General features: G+C 39.5%; 15 protein-coding genes. 10 read left to right on the top strand and 5 right to left on the bottom strand.

From position 1 onward, the window contains the following. The 6 genes from ACSHXM_RS11465 to ACSHXM_RS11490 all read left to right on the top strand — a co-directional run. On the top strand, positions 1–549 hold a 549-nt coding region (locus ACSHXM_RS11465), incomplete at its 5' end, for an HvfC family RiPP maturation protein (RefSeq protein WP_435688905.1). Between the two features lie 360 nt (positions 550–909). After that, the gene (locus tag ACSHXM_RS11470) at positions 910–1,032 is read left to right on the top strand and encodes a hypothetical protein (protein ID WP_435688906.1); all 123 of its coding nucleotides are present in this window, start codon (positions 910–912) and stop codon (positions 1,030–1,032) included. Positions 1,033–1,074: 42 nt separating this feature from the next. Further along, positions 1,075–1,611 (top strand): adenine phosphoribosyltransferase, encoded by a 537-nt coding sequence (apt, locus tag ACSHXM_RS11475; protein WP_435688907.1) that lies wholly within the window; start codon positions 1,075–1,077, stop codon positions 1,609–1,611. A gap of 37 nt (positions 1,612–1,648) precedes the next feature. After that, a complete protein-coding gene (gene dnaX / locus ACSHXM_RS11480) occupies positions 1,649–4,426 on the top strand; it encodes a DNA polymerase III subunit gamma/tau (RefSeq protein WP_435688908.1) in 2,778 nt (925 codons plus the stop codon). 53 nt (positions 4,427–4,479) lie between these two features. Beyond that, on the top strand, positions 4,480–4,806 hold the full coding sequence (locus ACSHXM_RS11485; protein ID WP_235313948.1) for a YbaB/EbfC family nucleoid-associated protein: 327 nt from the start codon (positions 4,480–4,482) through the stop codon (positions 4,804–4,806). Positions 4,807–5,091: 285 nt separating this feature from the next. Continuing rightward, positions 5,092–5,466, top strand: coding sequence for a hypothetical protein (locus tag ACSHXM_RS11490; protein ID WP_435688909.1), 375 nt, complete (start codon positions 5,092–5,094; stop codon positions 5,464–5,466). Positions 5,467–6,091: 625 nt separating this feature from the next. On the opposite strand, the gene ACSHXM_RS11495 is transcribed toward ACSHXM_RS11490, so the two are convergent. From ACSHXM_RS11495 to ACSHXM_RS11510, 4 genes are all read right to left on the bottom strand, one after another. Further along, entirely contained in the window at positions 6,092–7,054 is a 963-nt protein-coding gene (locus tag ACSHXM_RS11495; RefSeq protein WP_435688910.1) for a sterol desaturase family protein, read from the bottom strand. A gap of 30 nt (positions 7,055–7,084) precedes the next feature. Further along, positions 7,085–9,319, bottom strand: a complete 2,235-nt coding sequence (locus ACSHXM_RS11500) for a TonB-dependent receptor family protein (protein WP_435688911.1) — start codon at positions 9,317–9,319, stop codon at positions 7,085–7,087. Then, a complete protein-coding gene (locus ACSHXM_RS11505; protein WP_435688912.1) occupies positions 9,312–10,565 on the bottom strand; it encodes an imelysin family protein in 1,254 nt (417 codons plus the stop codon). Before ACSHXM_RS11505 ends, ACSHXM_RS11500 begins: the two co-directional genes overlap by 8 nt. Positions 10,566–10,674: 109 nt before the next feature. Then, positions 10,675–12,399: a DUF4856 domain-containing protein gene (locus ACSHXM_RS11510; RefSeq protein WP_435688913.1), complete on the bottom strand. Its 1,725-nt coding sequence runs from the start codon at positions 12,397–12,399 to the stop codon at positions 10,675–10,677. A 287-nt stretch (positions 12,400–12,686) separates the two neighbouring features. On the opposite strand from ACSHXM_RS11510, the gene recR reads away from it, so the two are divergent. The 4 genes from recR (at position 12,687) to ACSHXM_RS11530 (ending at position 16,676) form a co-directional block, all read left to right on the top strand. Then, positions 12,687–13,286, top strand: a complete 600-nt coding sequence (gene recR / locus ACSHXM_RS11515) for a recombination mediator RecR (RefSeq protein ID WP_435688914.1) — start codon at positions 12,687–12,689, stop codon at positions 13,284–13,286. A gap of 166 nt (positions 13,287–13,452) precedes the next feature. Then, on the top strand, positions 13,453–15,393 hold the full coding sequence (gene htpG, locus ACSHXM_RS11520) for a molecular chaperone HtpG (RefSeq protein ID WP_435688915.1): 1,941 nt from the start codon (positions 13,453–13,455) through the stop codon (positions 15,391–15,393). Between the two features lie 186 nt (positions 15,394–15,579). Next, positions 15,580–16,224, top strand: a complete 645-nt coding sequence (adk, locus tag ACSHXM_RS11525) for an adenylate kinase (RefSeq protein ID WP_435688916.1) — start codon at positions 15,580–15,582, stop codon at positions 16,222–16,224. Positions 16,225–16,289: 65 nt separating this feature from the next. Continuing rightward, on the top strand, positions 16,290–16,676 hold the full coding sequence (locus ACSHXM_RS11530) for an MAPEG family protein (RefSeq protein WP_435688917.1): 387 nt from the start codon (positions 16,290–16,292) through the stop codon (positions 16,674–16,676). 114 nt (positions 16,677–16,790) lie between these two features. Here the strand turns inward: ACSHXM_RS11530 and ACSHXM_RS11535 are convergent, their stop codons facing one another. After that, complete coding sequence (locus ACSHXM_RS11535; RefSeq protein WP_435688918.1) at positions 16,791–17,237, bottom strand: Hsp20 family protein; 447 nt, start codon at positions 17,235–17,237, stop codon at positions 16,791–16,793. Positions 17,238–17,444 lie beyond the last annotated feature (207 nt).

Below are 17,444 nucleotides of genomic sequence, written 5' to 3' on the forward strand. Positions count from 1 at the left end.
GCTAGAAAATTTTTTGCCAATCATCATAGCCGATCTCCCTATTTTATTGATATTAGTAAAGAGTTCGTTGAATTTTTGAGTAATGAGTATGAACCAAATGATTCAGATCCTATTTTTATGCAAGAGTTGGCTCATTACGAGTGGTTAGAACTGGATGTGAGTGTACGAAAGTCTCGACAAGATGGCGTTATTTGGGATGGTAAAAGTGAGGTAACTGACGTGTGTTTGTCGCAGTTGGCAAGTCTAGTGAGTTATCAATTTCCGGTACATCAAATTAGCACTGATTTTCAACCAAGTGAGTCTGCCGGCACTGTGTATTTGGTGGTTTATCGTGACGATGAAGATGAGGTGAACTTCACTTTAGTAAACGAGGTAACCGCTCACTTGCTAAATACAATTCAACATAGCGGAAAGATTGAAATCAAAAGCCTGATGCAAGTTATGATTGAAGCAATGCCGCAGTTAGATGCCAAGCAGGTATCTGAATCATTACAGCAAGTTATAAAACAGCTATTGTCACAGCAAATATTATTAACAGTGAAGTCCTAGGGGCTGTTGATATTTGCTGTATACTTTTGCAGCGACTTGCGCGGTGTTTATACAATGAAGCGCGATTGTGGTGTAGTTGTTCTACATGAATGAGTGCTGAAGCACTAGAAATGCCGCGCAAACACTGTCCTACGGATTCGTCCTAAAAGCTTTTTACTCTTTGTTGCAGAATTTCCACTTATTCCAATAGGCCTTCAACACTGCGCCTCGATTAAAAAGCTTTTAATTAGAACAAAATGTATACATCAAAGATCAACAGCCCCTAATAACACTATCAATTTTTATAAGATTCGATTAACATCTGCGCCTAATACTGTATTGTTTTAATTTGAGTTATTGCTCATATTTTGGAGAATTATTATGCAAGATGATCAAGGTATCCAAGATCCTTTTAACTGGTTGTATTTTTTTGTTGCAGTCGGATTTTTAGTCGCATTACCACTAATGCATGTCATCATTGGTTGGTTTAAGTTTTATCTATAACAACCAACTTTCGCTTTCCATTTAATCTTTTCGGTGAATTCTGTGCCCGCAGCCTATATTAAATCAGTTATCCGAACGGTTCCTGATTATCCAAAAGCAGGCATCATGTTTCGTGATGTCACATCTGTATTAGAAGATCATAAAGCCTATTCGTCGACTCTCGAATATATGGTTAAACTTTTTGCTCCTATGGGATTCGATAAAATTGCTGGCACTGAAGCCCGTGGTTTTTTATTTGGTGCCCCTCTAGCAATTGAATTAGGGATTGGATTTATTCCGGTTCGTAAACCTAATAAGTTACCCAGAGAAGTGATTAGTGAAAGTTACGAATTAGAATACGGCACTGATTGTTTAGAAATGCATAAAGATGCAGTAAAACCAGGCGAAAAAGTATTAATGATAGATGATTTGTTAGCAACTGGTGGCACCATGATCGCGACTGCAAATTTGATTCGTCGACTAGGTGGTATTGTTGAACATGCTGGGTTTGTTATTTCTTTGCCTGATTTAGGTGGCGAAACAAAACTACAGGACATTGGTGTGAAAAGTTATTCAATCTGTGAATTTGCAGGCGAATAGATTAACCACAAAAATAACAAGTAAGTGATAGGCGATAATGAGTTATCAAGTTTTAGCACGTAAATGGCGACCTAATCGATTTGGCGAACTAGTTGGTCAAGAACATGTGGTTACAGCCATTTCAAATGCACTTGATAACAATAGATTACATCATGCCTATTTATTTACGGGTACTCGTGGTGTGGGTAAAACCACTATTGCCAGAATATTTTCTAAAAGTTTAAACTGTGAACAGGGTTTAAGTGCCACACCTTGTGGTCAGTGTGGTACCTGCCAAGAAATTGAAAATGGTAATTTTATCGATTTATTAGAAATCGATGCAGCTTCAAGAACCAAAGTAGAAGATACCAGAGAGTTACTCGACAACGTGCAATACAAGCCGAGTCGTGGTCGTTATAAAGTTTATCTAATTGATGAAGTGCATATGTTGTCTAAACATAGTTTTAATGCTTTGTTAAAGACTCTCGAAGAACCACCTCCACATGTTAAGTTTCTGCTCGCGACAACCGATCCTCAAAAGTTACCCGTGACCATTTTGTCACGCTGTTTACAGTTTAACTTGAAGGCCCTGTCACGTAGTCAAATAGCTAAGCAGCTTGAATTTGTGCTCGGCGAAGAACAGCTTCAATTTGAAAAAGATGCGTTAAATCAGCTTGCAAGAGCAGCGCAAGGTAGTATGCGAGATGCGCTAAGTTTAACCGACCAAGCGATTGCCCAAGGCAATGGTGTCGTTGGATTACAAATTGTCACCGACATGTTAGGCCTGATGGATAAAAATCAGGTATTAAAGTTGGTACATGCGGTTGTGCAAAAGGATAGTGCAGGTGTTATGCAACAAGTGGAGTTGATGGCAAATCAATCGCCAGATTATTCTCAGGTATTAGCTGAAATAATGAGTTTATTGCACCAAGTTGCTTTAACGCAGTTTGTACCAGATGCTTGTAAACTCGAAACTATTTCGGCCAGAGCTATTTTTCAAATTGCTAAGTCAGTGCCTGCTGAACAAATTCAGTTGCATTATCAAATCGCTTTGTCAGGCAAGAAAGATTTGCCTCATGCCGCTGATGCCCGAACTGGGTTAGAAATGACCTTATTGCGTATGTTAGCGTTTTGCCCGGGAGGTCTTAAATTAGTTCCCGCTGAAATAGCCTCTAAAACTCCTGATGTTGCTCCTTTGGCGCAGGTTCAAACACAACCTTTGGCTAATGTTCAAACAGAATCTGAGATACAGTCTGAAACTCACAGCCAGGTGCAATCAGCTTCTCAAGTCTCTGATCCTGATCCTGCTCCAGCGGCTTCTGTTGCTAAAAAACCAATCGAATCTCATGACGTTTCAACGGTTGAGGCGAATCATTCTGCACAAGAGCAGCAACATAGTAGTTTTAAAGAAGATTCGAGCCAGCTTGTTGCTGATGAAAACCCTGTTGCAGTAAATTCTGTTTCGACTGATTCAGTCGAAGAAGAACAGGCGCCATTAGCAAATGCCGTTAATGAAACTAGCGATTTAGAATCACAAAAACTATTTGAGCAACAACAAGACATTATTGAGCAAGCCCAAGACTTTGGTCATCAAGGTTTTGATTATAATGAATTAGAACCTGTTCACTTAACAGAAGAACAGCCTTCTAATGCTCATAGTCAATTATCAGCAACTGAACCTTATGCGCCTGAACCCGCTAAACCAGAATTAGAAACGCAAGCTAATGCGGATGTTACGCCAAGTCAGGGGAAAAATAGCACTGCAGATTTAATTGCACTTAGAAACAGGCTAAAAGAAAACAAGATTACAGAGGAGGATAATGCTCAGCAGGTAAAAAAGTCTGAAAAGACAGAGCTACCTAGCCTAGCCTCGATCCGAAATCAAAACACTCAAACTTCTGGGCCAACAGTATCTGAGCATGCCGTATCAGAGCCTTCAGCGCATGAGCAAGCCTCAGCGCATGAGCAACCCGCTGCGCTAGAGCAAGTTACGTCAGAAATGCCGGTTACACCAGAACCAGCACTAGAGCAAAGTTCGTTTCATGAAAACCTGACAAGTGAACCTGAATCACCTGTTGAAACAGCTTTAGACAAAGACATTACGCTAGAACCTAGTAAACCAGATCCAGACGCTTTGTTAAGCACGCAAGAAATGGAGCAAGACAACCCGTTTTCAGCGGCAGCATCTAAAGAGTCCCATTCTGAATCTGAAGAATTAAATCAGGCGAATACACCTCCTTGGCCTGTTGAAGCTGAAACGCCTCAACGCAATGAAAATGTGCCGGGTACCCCAGAAAATAATTTGGCTACTACTGCAAATCTATCGATACAAAATATCGAACCTTCTGAGCCTGATCTAGACGTATTTGACCCTAATGCTCATTTAGATGAAGACAATGTTGGAGAAGTCGATTTAGATGTGCCAGCATTTTTACCTAACAAACAGAAAGTCTTAAAATCAAACCAACTAGATGATTGGAGCCAGTTAATTGACGACATGCAAATTAATGCGCTCACTAAGCAATTAGCACTTCATTCTTCTTTTGCGCGAGAAGGCAATGTTATTACATTGACCTTATTAGAAGGTAAGGAACACCTTAACTCTGAAACAGCTCATCAATTACTCAAACAAGCTTTATCAAAGACATTAAATATGCAGGTAGAGCTTGAAATTGTGATGGGACAACCCATAAATACACCTTATGCGTTACAGATTAAAATTAATCACGTACGTCAAGATTATGCCTGTCGGGTGGTAGAGAATGACCCAGGTATTGAGTTACTTAAACAAGAGTTTTCGGCCAGTGTGGTGGAACAGAGTATTCAAGCTAGATAGTGCTTAAGTGAACATCCCTTAATTACGAATTACCAAATATAAGAGAGAGAAAAATGTTTAAAGGTGGAATGGGCAACATGATGAAGCAGGCTCAGCAGATGCAAGAACGTATGCAAAAGAGCCAAGAAGAATTAGCCAATACCGAAATCACCGGTGAATCAGGCGCGGGTTTAGTTAAAATAACCATGACTTGTAATCACGCTGTACGCCGGGTAGAAATCGACGAAAGTTTGATGGAAGACGATAAAGAGATGATTGAAGATTTAGTTGCCGCCGCAATTAATGATAGTAATCGTCGTATTCAAGAAACCACCCAAGAAAAAATGGCCGGTGTAACAGGTGGAATGCAAATGCCACCAGGCATGAAGATGCCTTTCTAAGCTTAAAGCCTTCAAAAATAGCGCCTCAGGGCGCTATTTTTTTGTCTGAAAAGTGTGGGAAAACGGCCGAACCTAAAATTGGTGACAAATGATACGTATCAACGAACCTGACCCCGTAGGTTCTAAAAGTTATTTTTATAAAGAATCATTAGGCATATTTATTTAATACTGGTAAGTAATTAGGGCATTTGATACAACTATGTAAATTCAGAAATAGGGGAAAGTCGTTGGAAGAAAAACAGGAAACTTTCCCACTATTAAGTTGTTAAGTGTCTCGGGGACTCAATGAATTCTGGACCAAATTTTTCAAATTATTCGCTGGAAGAATTGTATGACGTTTTAGAGCATATTGACCGCGACAAGTATCCTGAACGAGTCAATGGAGTTAAAGAAGCTATCAAGTCTAAGGAACAGATGAATGAAACGAAAGAAAATACGGTTAAAAAACAACTCTCTCCTAGAGAAAAGTATCGAAATACCTTTTTAATACAAATATTGATTTTAACTTCAGTTCTAATTGCTGGTTTTCTACCAATGAAAGGCTTCGATTGGATAACTAGTGAAGATGAACCTCAACTTTATTGGGGGGTTGTAGTCGTGTTTTCTATCTGGACAATCTTCTATATTAATAAGTTCAAAAATGCAAAGGTTGACACTTAACAAGCTAATTAATAAGGACAAAAAACAGTTTGCTGTTTTCGTTCCTCAACATTTTAGCAAATAACTTTTTGCCCATTATTAGGGGGTTAAGTCCGCGTTTGAACTGTAGCTCAATCCCTAATGTACTATCTTTCGCTAAAAGCCGTCATACACATCTTGATTTTATCTCTGTAGCTTTTGATTTGCTGCGAATGAAACTTACGCTAAAAAGAGATGGGCTTGTCGAATGTCCAGATATGGACATCTGGACAAGGCAATACTTTATAGCTGGGAGCGACTTATTGCCGGTTCGAAGTAAAAGCCATTTACTTTTTACATAAGGTAAGTTTGTGGAGCACGGCCTCTTTCTGGATACTCTTTCTTGGCTGTTGAAGAAAGAGTCTCTAGCTCGAAGGGATTCGAGTTAAAAACTGCATGGAGGCAGGTGAACGAAGTGAATGCTTGGTATGCGCAGCGTATAGTTTTTCACAATTGAAAACCAAGTACGTTTTATCGCTCATTTTTTCCGTTCAACCTATTAAGTTATTCAGTCCGCTATTAGCGTGAAGCAGAAGTAGAAGTAGAAGTAGAAGTAGAAGTAGATTACACTTATCACATCAGGTGGGCGCATAGAGATACGCCTAGTTTAGTTTTTCTTTGTTAATTTAAGCCGCGACAGATTGTCTTGAAATGGTCTTAAATACGCCTGATATAAAGTGGGGTGACCTGGGTCGTTACGACTAATCCCAAATTGGATCCTGCCCACTTCAGATGATTTAACTAAGGTACCTGTGATCCTATCCCAAATGGCTAAGGCCGAGCCTAAGTTGCGGTCGAAATGTGCTGGATTGTTACTATGGTGAATCTGATGTTGTGCTGGGCTGATAAAGCATGATTCTAGCTTGTCTCCCCACGACCACCATACGTGAGAGTGACGTAGGTTTGAGCCCATTAGGTTAAATACAAACACAAATACATTGGCGCCTAATACATCAAACATACTTAATGTGGGTCCAAAAAAGTAATAACCTACACCTACCGCTAAACCTTGAGATACAGCCATTCTGCTGGCATATAGGTAGCTTTCAAAAGGGTGACTTCGATAAATAGTCATGGGGGTCATTACTTTTGCTGAATGGTGTACTTTATGAAAGTCCCATAACACAGGTATTTTATGTAAGGCTAGGTGCAGTAAAAAGCGTGTGAGGTCATCTAATAAAAATAGAATGCAGGTAAAAATGCTCACGATGATGAATTTTTGCTCTGTGATGGGAGGGATTTTACCAAAAAGAACTTCGAGCATGTCTGAAAAGCCTATGGCTATGGGCACCATAGTCAATACAACTGGAGCCCAAAGTAGCACTTTTAGTATCCGGTTTATAATAAACAATGCATAATCAAGACGAGCTGAAGGATGCAGCCATATTTTTTTATTAAACAGAAAGGCTAAAAACTCAGGTAACTTAAAACCTTGTTTTTGAACTAAATATACGGGAATGGTAAGCAAAATAGCAGATAACAGATAGATACCAAAAATACGTTTATTGGCATCTATCAAATATTCCGGTAGAGACAAAATACTTTGGTTTAGTAAATCCATTATTTGCATTTAATTTGCCATCACAGATGAGGTGTTTAGTTAAAATCTATATCGATAACCAACTTGAAATTGCCTCGGTTTGCTTGGTCTGGCACCAAATGGTCTGCGACTAGAGATTTTAGCTGAATCTAATAGGTTATCTATTTTTGCATATAATTGGCTGTGACCATTTAATTCATAACTGCCAGACAAATCAACAATTGTATATGCGTCTGTTTTTAATCCTGCTAGAGGTGAATCTTTAGTGTCACCGGTTAGTGCAGTTTGGGCAGATTCTTTCATGGCACCGGAGTAATTAACTAGCATAGATAATTGCCAAGTATTAGCGGTTAAGCCAAAGCTAAGGGTTAACATATTATCTGCTAAATAAGGGACGCCGTCGCCTTCTTCAACAAAGCCCCATTGGGTAAAGTCAGAATAAAACGTATCTTTGAATTCAGATTCGGTATGAGTATAAACAATCGACCAGGGTAGGGATAATTGGTTGGTTAGTTTATAGGTGTCACTCAATGTGGCCTCTATGCCGTAAATATCCACAGCTCCACCATTGAATTCAAGATCAGTGTCACAACCGGCAGACACAGAACAACTCTCTTTTAGGTTGCTGTAATCAGTGAAAAAGCCAATGACTTCTGCTTTTTGCCCGTTATTTATGTATCTATAACCTAATTCATAATTGACACTTTTTTCGGTTTCTATCTGCGCCTCTTGAATTGGGCTAGTAGGAACAAAACCACTATGTACGCCACCAAAAATACCAGCGTGTTTAGACAGTTCGTAATAGGCACTTATGCTGGGTAACCAAATCCGGTTGGTTTTCTTTTGAAAGTCTTGCTCTTTATTAGGCGCTCTATTTTGGTAATAACCATCGATCAATTCACCTCTTATTCCAGCTGTGATACTCAAGTTGTCAAATTGTAAGGTGTCTTGAATATACACTGATAAGGCTTCTGTTTGTTCGGTATTGGTTGACGCGGCTCTGGTTTGTTCCCCTGTAGATTGTAGTTTGCCAGATTGCATTAAAAAGTTATCTTCTAGGTGGTTACGTTGAATTTGGTCTTCATGAAATCGAAGGCCACCTTCAATTTGATGAGCAAAATTAAACAATTGTAAGTTCCAAGCAAAATCTATTTGGGCACCTTGTGAGTAATATTCTCTATCGTTAGTACTCAGTACTAAAATCTCACGAGCGGTACTGTCTCTTTCACCGGTTAAGGTTTGATAATAAATCAGATTTTCTTCGTGGTTTGGATGACGTAAAATTTGTTGTAATGTTGGGATGTCGTCATTAAACGAACTTTTAATTTCATTCAATTTGAACCAAGCGCGTTCAAAGTCATTACGGTAAACACGGGTGGTCGCGTTAAAATTTGAAAACTCAATATGATGAGTAAACTGTACTTGTTTATGGGTCCAGTTCATTTGATCAAGTTGGCTAGCAGCGTAACGTCGATAAGGGTTTTCAGCAAAATCTGAGTCGGTTAAACCTAGGTAGGTTTCGTCAGAGGTTTCTTCAGCGTAAGCAAATTTTAATTCAAACAATTGAGAGTAGTCACTGCCATCTAATTGATAATTAAACTTTGTCATTATATCTGACTTATCAAACCCTGTGTCGCCACCTCCATCTAACTCTTTAAAGCCGTCAGCTTTAAATTTAAGGCCTTCAATCAGATAGCCAAAGTTACCATTAGTATCACCATAATAAGCATGTAACTTTCCATAACTATCTGTACCTGCGCCTAAGTCTATTGCCCCTTCTTGACCATCTGGTACTTGTCTAGATATTAAATTTAAGGCACCGGCTACGGTATTAGGACCGTACTTTATCGTTGATGGGCCTTTGGTGACTTCTATGGATGTCATACGAGTTGTATTGGGGAAATAGTAGGCCGCTGAGGCCGAGTAGGGGGCAGGGCCAATTAATACACCATCTTCCATGATGTTTATTTTTTTACTACGCTCAGGCGTTACGCCTCTAAAGCCAATGTTGGGGCGAAGTCCGTATCCATCTTCTTGGCGGATATTTACCCCTGCTACATTGGCTAATATTCTGCCAATGTCGTCATACTCAAACTTTTCAAGATCTAACTCACTAATCAAACTGACAGAGCCAGTTGATTTTCTGAGGTCTTCTTTGTTACCTATCACACTCATTCGTTCGATAGCGCTGGAGTCATCATCGGCCAAGGTAAATGGACTAAATAAAATACTGCTAATTAAAAGTGCTACTGGCGTTTTAAACATGGGTGTTTTTACTTTGTGTTGGTTAATCATTGTCACCAGCCGAGGTCGCTGGTAATTCTAGGGCTAGACTTTGGATAAAGTCATTTTTAAGATTGTCTGTTACTTTCTTGAGTTGATCGTGTACTTGTTGCACTTGTTCAGGATCTTGTTCAAGGAGTTCTGTTAGCGACTTTTGAATACCTAAAGCAAACTCGCTGACTTCATTTAGGTCTGTGCGCATTTGTTGCGCTGTTTCGGTAGCGCCTGCGTCAATTAAATAATCATCAAACCCAACACTTGCTTCAGTTTCACCGCCGAGAAAAATTAAATTCAATCCTTGGATATTATTAATAATATTTTGCAGTGAATTAAAGGCAAAAGGCGACTCGACGTTTTGGACACAAGGCGCTAGTCCACAATCGTTGGCAAATACGCCTAGTGGAGTCGCTAGTTTTGCATCTTTGGTGAATGTATCAATATAAAACAAGCCATCTGACACATCATTTACTGCATCGTGTACGTTGTTAAATGTGGTGTTCTGCCCGGCATTTTTTAAAATGTCGGCGTAACCTTCTGCTGAGGCTGTGCCATTCCAAGCGGTGAGTAAAGTTTGACTATTGGATACTAAGTCTGTGGCAACTAGTTTTGCAAATTGGCATCTGGCTTCGGTTTTTTCACTGTCGGGACGGTTGTTCCAACCCTCCGGTTCAGTGCCAAATACAGTACAGCTATGACTTAAAACGGGATTAAATAACAAATACTCTATGGCATCTAGGCCTTTTCTACTGGCGGTACGGGTGTTGATGTCATAGCTGTCTTGTTCGGCTAAAACTACGTCTTGGTCTATGGCGCAACTACTGGTGTTAGGCCATGAGTATATTTTATTTCTTAAGGCACTATTGTTTTCAATTAGAGGGCCTATTTGCATGACTTCGGCCATTTGCCACACTGCCATTGCCTCTCGCCAACTTTGTTTCGCTAGGGTTTGCTTATCTTCAGTGTCGTCTGCTTGAGTGCTAAGTGCATCACAATAAAGTGCGATGGCATTTTCTTGCTCTGCGGCTAATTCTGCAAATTTGGAGTAAGTCGGCAAAATAACATTGTCGGTTAAGTTTTGTAGCAATAAAGTTTGATTAAAATCTTCATTGTTAACAGGGGGCGTTGTTGGATCATTGGCAAATTGGCTTCCCTGGGTGCTACTTGTGCTTTCCCCACAGCCGCTAATACTAGCGGTAACTGCCAATAGGATGCTGGTCATTGTCCAATTAATCAGGTTAAAACGTAAAGGTTTTGCCACCTTTTGTACTCCATTTTATATATTATTTAAAACGCAAAAAGAGGTTAACCTTTTAAGGGTAACCTCTTTAGAGCATCAAGATTGATACTCATATTCAATACATATAGCTCTACCAATTAGCTACATTTTCTTCGTTAAAGTTATATGCTGCTTGGATTAGCGCTCGAGCTGATAATAAGTCAGCTTGGTAAGCCGCAACGTCACCAGTTAATACTGGCATGTCACCAAACAGTGTGTGCATCTGGGCAAAATCTGTATCAGATAATGGAGAGGCAGGATTGAATTGTAAACCCAATCCAAAACCTTTCATTTCAGACCAATGTTTAGCAATATCTGCATAGCTGTATTCAGCAGTACCAATGTTGGAAAGATCAGCATTTACATCATTAATATAATGAATAACGGTAGCTGCAATGGCTTTATCCCAACCACTACGTGCTGCGTCTCTAAACACTAGAAGTTCAGCCATTTGATCGTCGGTTAACGCTGTACCTGCGGTGTCGTTAAGTAATTTACGACCACCTAAAAAGGCGTTCATCGCATCGGCGCTAAAATCTGTCGCAACAGTTGCTCCAAGGTCTCGTTTGGATGCGTTTGGTGACTGACCAAAATTGTATTCAGAATTAAAGTCAATTGTTCCGTCACCATTGGTGTCGTGATAAAGCTGCCAGTCATCACGGCCACCTTTTATTGCCACTTCTTCATCTGTGTAATCAAGATAATCACGAGCAGCACCAAAATAGCCAAACCCTTCATCAAATTGATGCTCAAGACTTGTATAAGCGTTATCTGTATCGGTGTGATCTGATAACAATCCTTTGCCTTCAACGTCATTGTCTAGGTAATCATCTGCTCCTTGAGAATAAGCCACTGACATCAATAAAACTTTTTGAATAAGTTGCTTTAAATCACGACCATCAGAGGTTAAAGATATATTGGTGATGTCATTACCTAAAGGATCTTGACGTACTGTGCCATCTAGCTGAGTTTGAGCATTATCAGCTAACATATCGAATAAGCTACGAACGAGTAGTTCAGGAGTGGTTGAACCTTGTGCTCCCCAACCGACAAATGCTCCATTATTCCAGTCTTTATGTTGCCCTGTAGCATCATTACCAGCAATTTTTCCCACTAGGTTCTTAGATGAACCAGAGATCTCGGCTAGGGTGCCTTGTGCGTTGGGTGAAGTCTGCGTGAGCAATGCACGTTGTGAAAGTACTTCATAATCAGCCACATCAAAATAAGAATTTAGAGCGCTAAGTACATCGTCACGGTTAGTAAAGGTGCCATTAGTATCAAGTGTGGTGGCATCACTTAACTCTGCTGAAATTAAATTGGCAAGGTCATTGATAAGTAATTGACGGGCAACTTGTCCACTGTAGCTAACTGCAGATTCGCCTGGCATGCTGGCACTTTCGAAGTCGTAGTAATCGAGTAAATCGTCAACAGTTATTGTTATGTCTTTATTAAAGTTGGCATTTGCACTGTCTGTTACTGTGATGTTTAGTGTGACACTTTCTTCTTGCTCAAAGTTAAGAGCATTTTCAGCTTTTAATTTAAGAGTGGCGCCGTCTATTTCAAAACGTTCATCATCAACTGCAAAGGTAAAGGTATCAGCGGAATTGGCGTCTGTGGCTGATAAAGTACCAATTGTTTCGCCGGCTGCATTTTCAGATACATTCATAGCTGAAAGAGTAATATCGGTAGGTGCACTGTTAGTTGGTGTGGGAGCCGGTGTTGGTTCTGGATTGCTTGAACCTCCACCACAAGCGGTTAACCCGAGCATTGCAGTAACAATAGTAATAGAGAGTAAACTCTTCTTAGCTGAAAGCATGTGTACCTCAAAAAAATAAAATTAAATACTGATATGCCGGTTACTATAATGGAACTCTAAATGAGAATCAATATTATTTGCATCTTGTGTCGTATTTAATGTTTTTGATGATTAGTATCACTTATAAGAGGGAAGAGACAGGGTAATGAGAGTCATATCGTTATAAATATGACTCATTATAAATATGATAACGGTGTTTCAATTTATCGAGTTTTGTTATGATCTTTTAATCCCGAGGAACAAAGTTATTTATTGTTCAAATTTAAAGAGTTATTGAGACAAACTTTATGCAGTTCAGCCCTTTGATTAAAGATCTAGTCGACGCATTTAAAATCCTACCTGGTGTTGGCCCTAAAAGTGCGCAGCGCATGGCGTTTCATTTATTGGAGCGCAATAGACAAGGGGCGCTACAGTTAAGTCGCGTGTTACACAATGCTATGGAACACGTTAAACATTGTGAACAGTGCCGTACATTTTGTGAAAATAAGTTGTGTGAAATATGTGCCAATCCTAAGCGTCAAATGAACACAACTTTGTGTGTGGTTGAATCGCCACAAGACGTGTTAGCTATTGAGCAAACGGCTGAGTTTGGTGGACGTTATTTTGTGTTAATGGGGCATTTATCGCCAATTGATGGAATAGGTCCTGCTGACATTGGTTTGGAGCAATTCGCTAATATTCTAGAAAATGACAAAATTGACGAAGTCATTTTGGCAACAAACCCCACTGTAGAAGGTGAAGCAACAGCACATTATATTGCCGAAATGTGCAAAAACCAGGATGTGAAAGCTAGCCGTATTGCCCATGGTGTGCCTGTTGGTGGAGAGCTAGAGTTTATTGATGGCAACACTTTGACTCATGCCTTTAACGGTCGTCGAAGTTTTTAGACACTCATCATTTTACTGCTTATCTTGATCCTACTTCTGTGTGCTGAGATAAGCTTCATTTTAAATAATCTGAATATAATTTTTACATCTTCCTTGAAAAGCCATTAAGCGGCCTTATTACATATCCATCGATTTATAGTAACAACAAATTAAGGGATACGTGGCTATGGCTGACGCAGCTCAACAAGAAACTCATGGATTTCAAACTGAAGTAAAACAGTTACTTCAATTAATGATCCATTCACTTTATTCAAACAAAGAAATTTTCCTTCGTGAGCTTGTCTCTAATGCTGCGGATGCTGCTGACAAGTTACGCTTTAAGGCGTTATCAAATGATAGCTTGTATGAAGGCGACGGTGATTTACACGTTAAGTTAAGCTTAGACAAAGAAGCTGGTACTGTGACGATTGCTGATAACGGCATTGGCATGAACAAAGCAGACGTAATTGAGCATTTAGGTACGATTGCTAAGTCTGGTACTAAAGAATTTTTTGGTAAGTTGTCTGGTGACCAAGCTAAAGATTCTCAATTAATTGGTCAATTTGGTGTGGGTTTCTATTCTGCGTTTATTGTGGCTGACAATGTGACTGTGCGCACTCGCGCGGCAGGTGACGATAAAACCAATGGTGTGCAATGGCAATCAGCTGGTGAAGGTGAATTTACCATCACAGATATTGAAAAAGCTGAACGTGGTACAGAAATCACCTTACATTTAAAAGAAGACGAAAAAGAATTTTTAGATGATTGGAAACTTCGCTCTATAGTAAGTAAATACTCTGATCACATCAGTATTCCAGTAAAAATGTATAAAGAAGAAGTACCAGAGAGTGAAGGTCCAAAAGGCCCTGACGGAGAAGATGGAGAGAAAATTCCAGCTCAACCAGCTTTTTGGGAAGCGGTTAACAAGGCGACTGCTCTTTGGACTCGCGACAAATCTGATGTTTCTAAAGAAGAATATACAGAGTTTTACAAACATATTTCTCATGACTTTAGTGACCCTATGGTTTGGTCTCATAATAAAGTTGAAGGGAAAACTGAATACACTAGCTTGTTATATATTCCAAGCAAAGCGCCTTTTGATATGTGGAATCGTGATCAAAAACACGGACTGAAACTATATGTTCAACGTGTATTTATCATGGACGACGCTGAACAAATGTTGCCTAGCTATTTACGTTTTGTGAAAGGCTTATTGGACTCTAATGACTTACCTTTGAATGTATCTCGTGAAATTTTACAAGATAACAAGGTGACTCAAGCGATGCGCCAAGGCTGTACTAAGCGTGTTTTACAAATGCTTGAGAAAACAGCTAAAAATGATGCTGAAAAGTATCAAGCTTTCTGGACTGAGTTTGGTAATGCCTTAAAAGAAGGCCCTGCAGAAGACCACGCTAATAAAGAAAAAATTGCTGGTTTAATGCGTTTTGCTTCAACGAATAATGATTCAGATGTGCAAACCGTATCGCTTGCAGATTATGTAAGTCGTATGCAAGAAAAGCAGGATAAAATTTATTACATCACTGCTGATAGTTATCAAGCGGCTAAATCTAGTCCTCATCTTGAGATCTTCCGTAAGAAAGGCATTGAAGTATTATTGATGTCTGACCGTGTGGATGAGTGGTTAATGTCTCACTTAACTGAGTTTGATGAGAAATCATTTCAGTCAATTACTCACGGTGCCTTAGATTTAGGTGACTTAGAAGACGAAGATAGCAAAAAAGCCTTAGAAGAAGCTGAGAAGCAAGTTGAGGGTGTAGCTGAGCGAGTGAAAACGGCTCTTGGCGACAAAGTTAAAGAAGTGAAATTTACTCACAGATTAACCGACTCACCAGCTTGTATTGTTGCTGATGAGCAAGGTATGACAACCCAAATGGCTAAATTGATGGCAGCGGCAGGGCAACCAGTTCCTGAAACTCAATATCATTTTGAGTTAAACCCGGAGCATCAGTTGGTTAAATTGTTAGCTGATATTCAAGATGAAGAGCAGTTTGCCCAATGGTCTGGCGTATTGTACGACCAAGCAGCTTTATCTGAACAAGGTAGCTTAAAAGACCCTGCTAGCTTTGTACAAAACTTAAACAAGTTGTTAATGACATTAGCCAAATAGGCTGAAAACTTAACACTTAATATACTAAAAACGGGCTTTAATGCCCGTTTTTGATTTAAGTACAAGATTTTCATCATCTTTAAGGTAATCTAAGGTGTAATATTCTTGTAACCTTAAAGTTGAATGTGTAAAGTTGCGGCTTTACTATTTTTAATAATTACTTTTTATATATACAGAGGACACAGCATGCGCATTATTCTTCTAGGTGCTCCCGGCGCAGGAAAAGGTACCCAAGCTCAATTCTTAATGGGCAAGTATGGTATTCCACAGATCTCTACTGGAGATATGCTAAGAGCAGCTATTAAAGCGGGAACTGAATTAGGATTAGCAGCGAAACGCGTAATGGATGAAGGAAAGCTAGTTTCAGACGAATTAATTATTGGTCTAGTGAAAGAGCGTATTACCCAAGAAGATTGCGCTAATGGCTTTTTATTAGACGGTTTTCCGCGCACGATCCCTCAAGCTGATGCGATGAAAGAAGCTGAAATAAATATTGATTATGTCATTGAATTTGATGTAGCAGATGAAGTTATTGTTGAGCGTATGGCTGGACGTAGAGTTCATCCAGGTTCTGGCCGTGTTTATCACCTTACCTATAACCCGTCAAAGGTAGAAGGTAAAGATGATGAGACTGGTGAAGATTTGGTTATTCGCCCAGATGATGAAGAAGCGACAGTTCGCAAACGTTTAGGTATTTATCACGAACAAACCAAACCTTTAGTTTCTTATTATACTAATGAAGCAAAAGCCGGAAATTGTGCGTATCAGAAGTTTGACGGCACGCAGGCTGTTGAAGATGTGAGTAGTCAGTTAGCTAAATTGTTAGGTTAATATTAACCACAGTGTTTTAATGATAAAGCCCACCTTGTTGTGGGCTTTTTTATAAGGATAAAATTATGCATACCCCAATTACAGCTTTTTATGCCGGTTTATTAGCGATTCTATTTTTCTATCTTTCAGCATTAATTGTGCGAGTCAGAAAAACAAAAAGAATATCTCTTGGAGATGGCGGGGATAAACATTTTCAACAGGTGATCCGTGCCCATGGTAATTTTAGTGAATATACACCTATTGTTTTGGTGTTAATGCTTATTGCTGAGATTAATGGCACTGATGGGGCTCTATTGCATTATGCAGGGTCTGCCATGTTATTTGGTCGCTTTATCCATGCTTTTGGTTTGCGTCGTCATGCAGGCTCTAGTTGGCAGAGAATTGTGGGAATGTTAGCGACTTTTGCTTCGCTTATTGGGCTGGCTATCTTAAATATATTAATTCTTTATTAATTGGCATAATTCAATTTCAAGCATTAAAAAAGCGCTTGTATCAACTACAAGCGCTTTGAGATTCACACACAATCACACACTAAGGGAGTAGGCTTAATTCTAATCAAAGCCTTGTCAGCTATTTTCTATTAACTTGCTGCCTATCTCTATTTTTCTCGGTTTTTTGGACTCAGGTACTAAACGCTCTAAGTCGACATGTAATAACCCGTTTTCTAAGTCAGCAGCTAATACTTTAACGTGATCTCCTAATTGGAATTTACGCTCAAAGTTTCGCTCTGATATACCTTTGTGTAAAAACTTACGTTCGGCGGATTGGTCTTCTTTGGCTGGTTTGCGACCAATAACTTGCAACGTGTTTTCGTGCACTTCTATGTTAACTTCGTCTTTGGCAAACCCGGCAACGGCCATGGTAATTCGATATTTGTCCTCGGCTAACAATTCTATGTTGTAAGGAGGGTAAGAAGACTGTTTTTCGTTTCTTGAAGCTGTGTCGATCATTGATGCTAAGTGATCAAAACCAATGAAAGAACGGTAAAGTGGAGATAGATCGATGTTACGCATTTTGTATATCCTCATATATTAAGCAATATAAATATTAAGTTGCCCCGACAGTTCGGCGGCAGTTTGAGTATAGAAATCCATGTCACTCACCATTATTGGTTTACAAATTCTTATCTAACTATTTAGTAAGAAACTTGTAGCAGGTTCACTCCTGTAATCCTGTGTCAACCCTTTCGGCGTCGACAATAAAGATATGTAGATGCACAA

Source organism: Paraglaciecola sp. (assembly GCF_051252315.1).
Classification (GTDB): Bacteria; Pseudomonadota; Gammaproteobacteria; order Enterobacterales; family Alteromonadaceae; genus Paraglaciecola.

Excerpts from the sequence above, each read along its gene's own strand:
- ACSHXM_RS11485 (WP_235313948.1), top strand. The coding sequence starts at position 4,480 with ATGTTTAAAGGTGGAATGGGCAACATGATGAAGCAGGCTCAGCAGATG.
- ACSHXM_RS11470 (WP_435688906.1), top strand. The coding sequence starts at position 910 with ATGCAAGATGATCAAGGTATCCAAGATCCTTTTAACTGGTTGTATTTT.
- ACSHXM_RS11510 (WP_435688913.1), bottom strand. The coding sequence starts at position 12,399 with ATGCTTTCAGCTAAGAAGAGTTTACTCTCTATTACTATTGTTACTGCA.
- ACSHXM_RS11500 (WP_435688911.1), bottom strand. The coding sequence starts at position 9,319 with ATGATTAACCAACACAAAGTAAAAACACCCATGTTTAAAACGCCAGTA.
- recR (WP_435688914.1), top strand. The coding sequence starts at position 12,687 with ATGCAGTTCAGCCCTTTGATTAAAGATCTAGTCGACGCATTTAAAATC.
- htpG (WP_435688915.1), top strand. The coding sequence starts at position 13,453 with ATGGCTGACGCAGCTCAACAAGAAACTCATGGATTTCAAACTGAAGTA.
- ACSHXM_RS11535 (WP_435688918.1), bottom strand. The coding sequence starts at position 17,237 with ATGCGTAACATCGATCTATCTCCACTTTACCGTTCTTTCATTGGTTTT.
- dnaX (WP_435688908.1), top strand. The coding sequence starts at position 1,649 with ATGAGTTATCAAGTTTTAGCACGTAAATGGCGACCTAATCGATTTGGC.
- ACSHXM_RS11530 (WP_435688917.1), top strand. The coding sequence starts at position 16,290 with ATGCATACCCCAATTACAGCTTTTTATGCCGGTTTATTAGCGATTCTA.
- ACSHXM_RS11490 (WP_435688909.1), top strand. The coding sequence starts at position 5,092 with ATGAATTCTGGACCAAATTTTTCAAATTATTCGCTGGAAGAATTGTAT.
- ACSHXM_RS11495 (WP_435688910.1), bottom strand. The coding sequence starts at position 7,054 with ATGCAAATAATGGATTTACTAAACCAAAGTATTTTGTCTCTACCGGAA.
- adk (WP_435688916.1), top strand. The coding sequence starts at position 15,580 with ATGCGCATTATTCTTCTAGGTGCTCCCGGCGCAGGAAAAGGTACCCAA.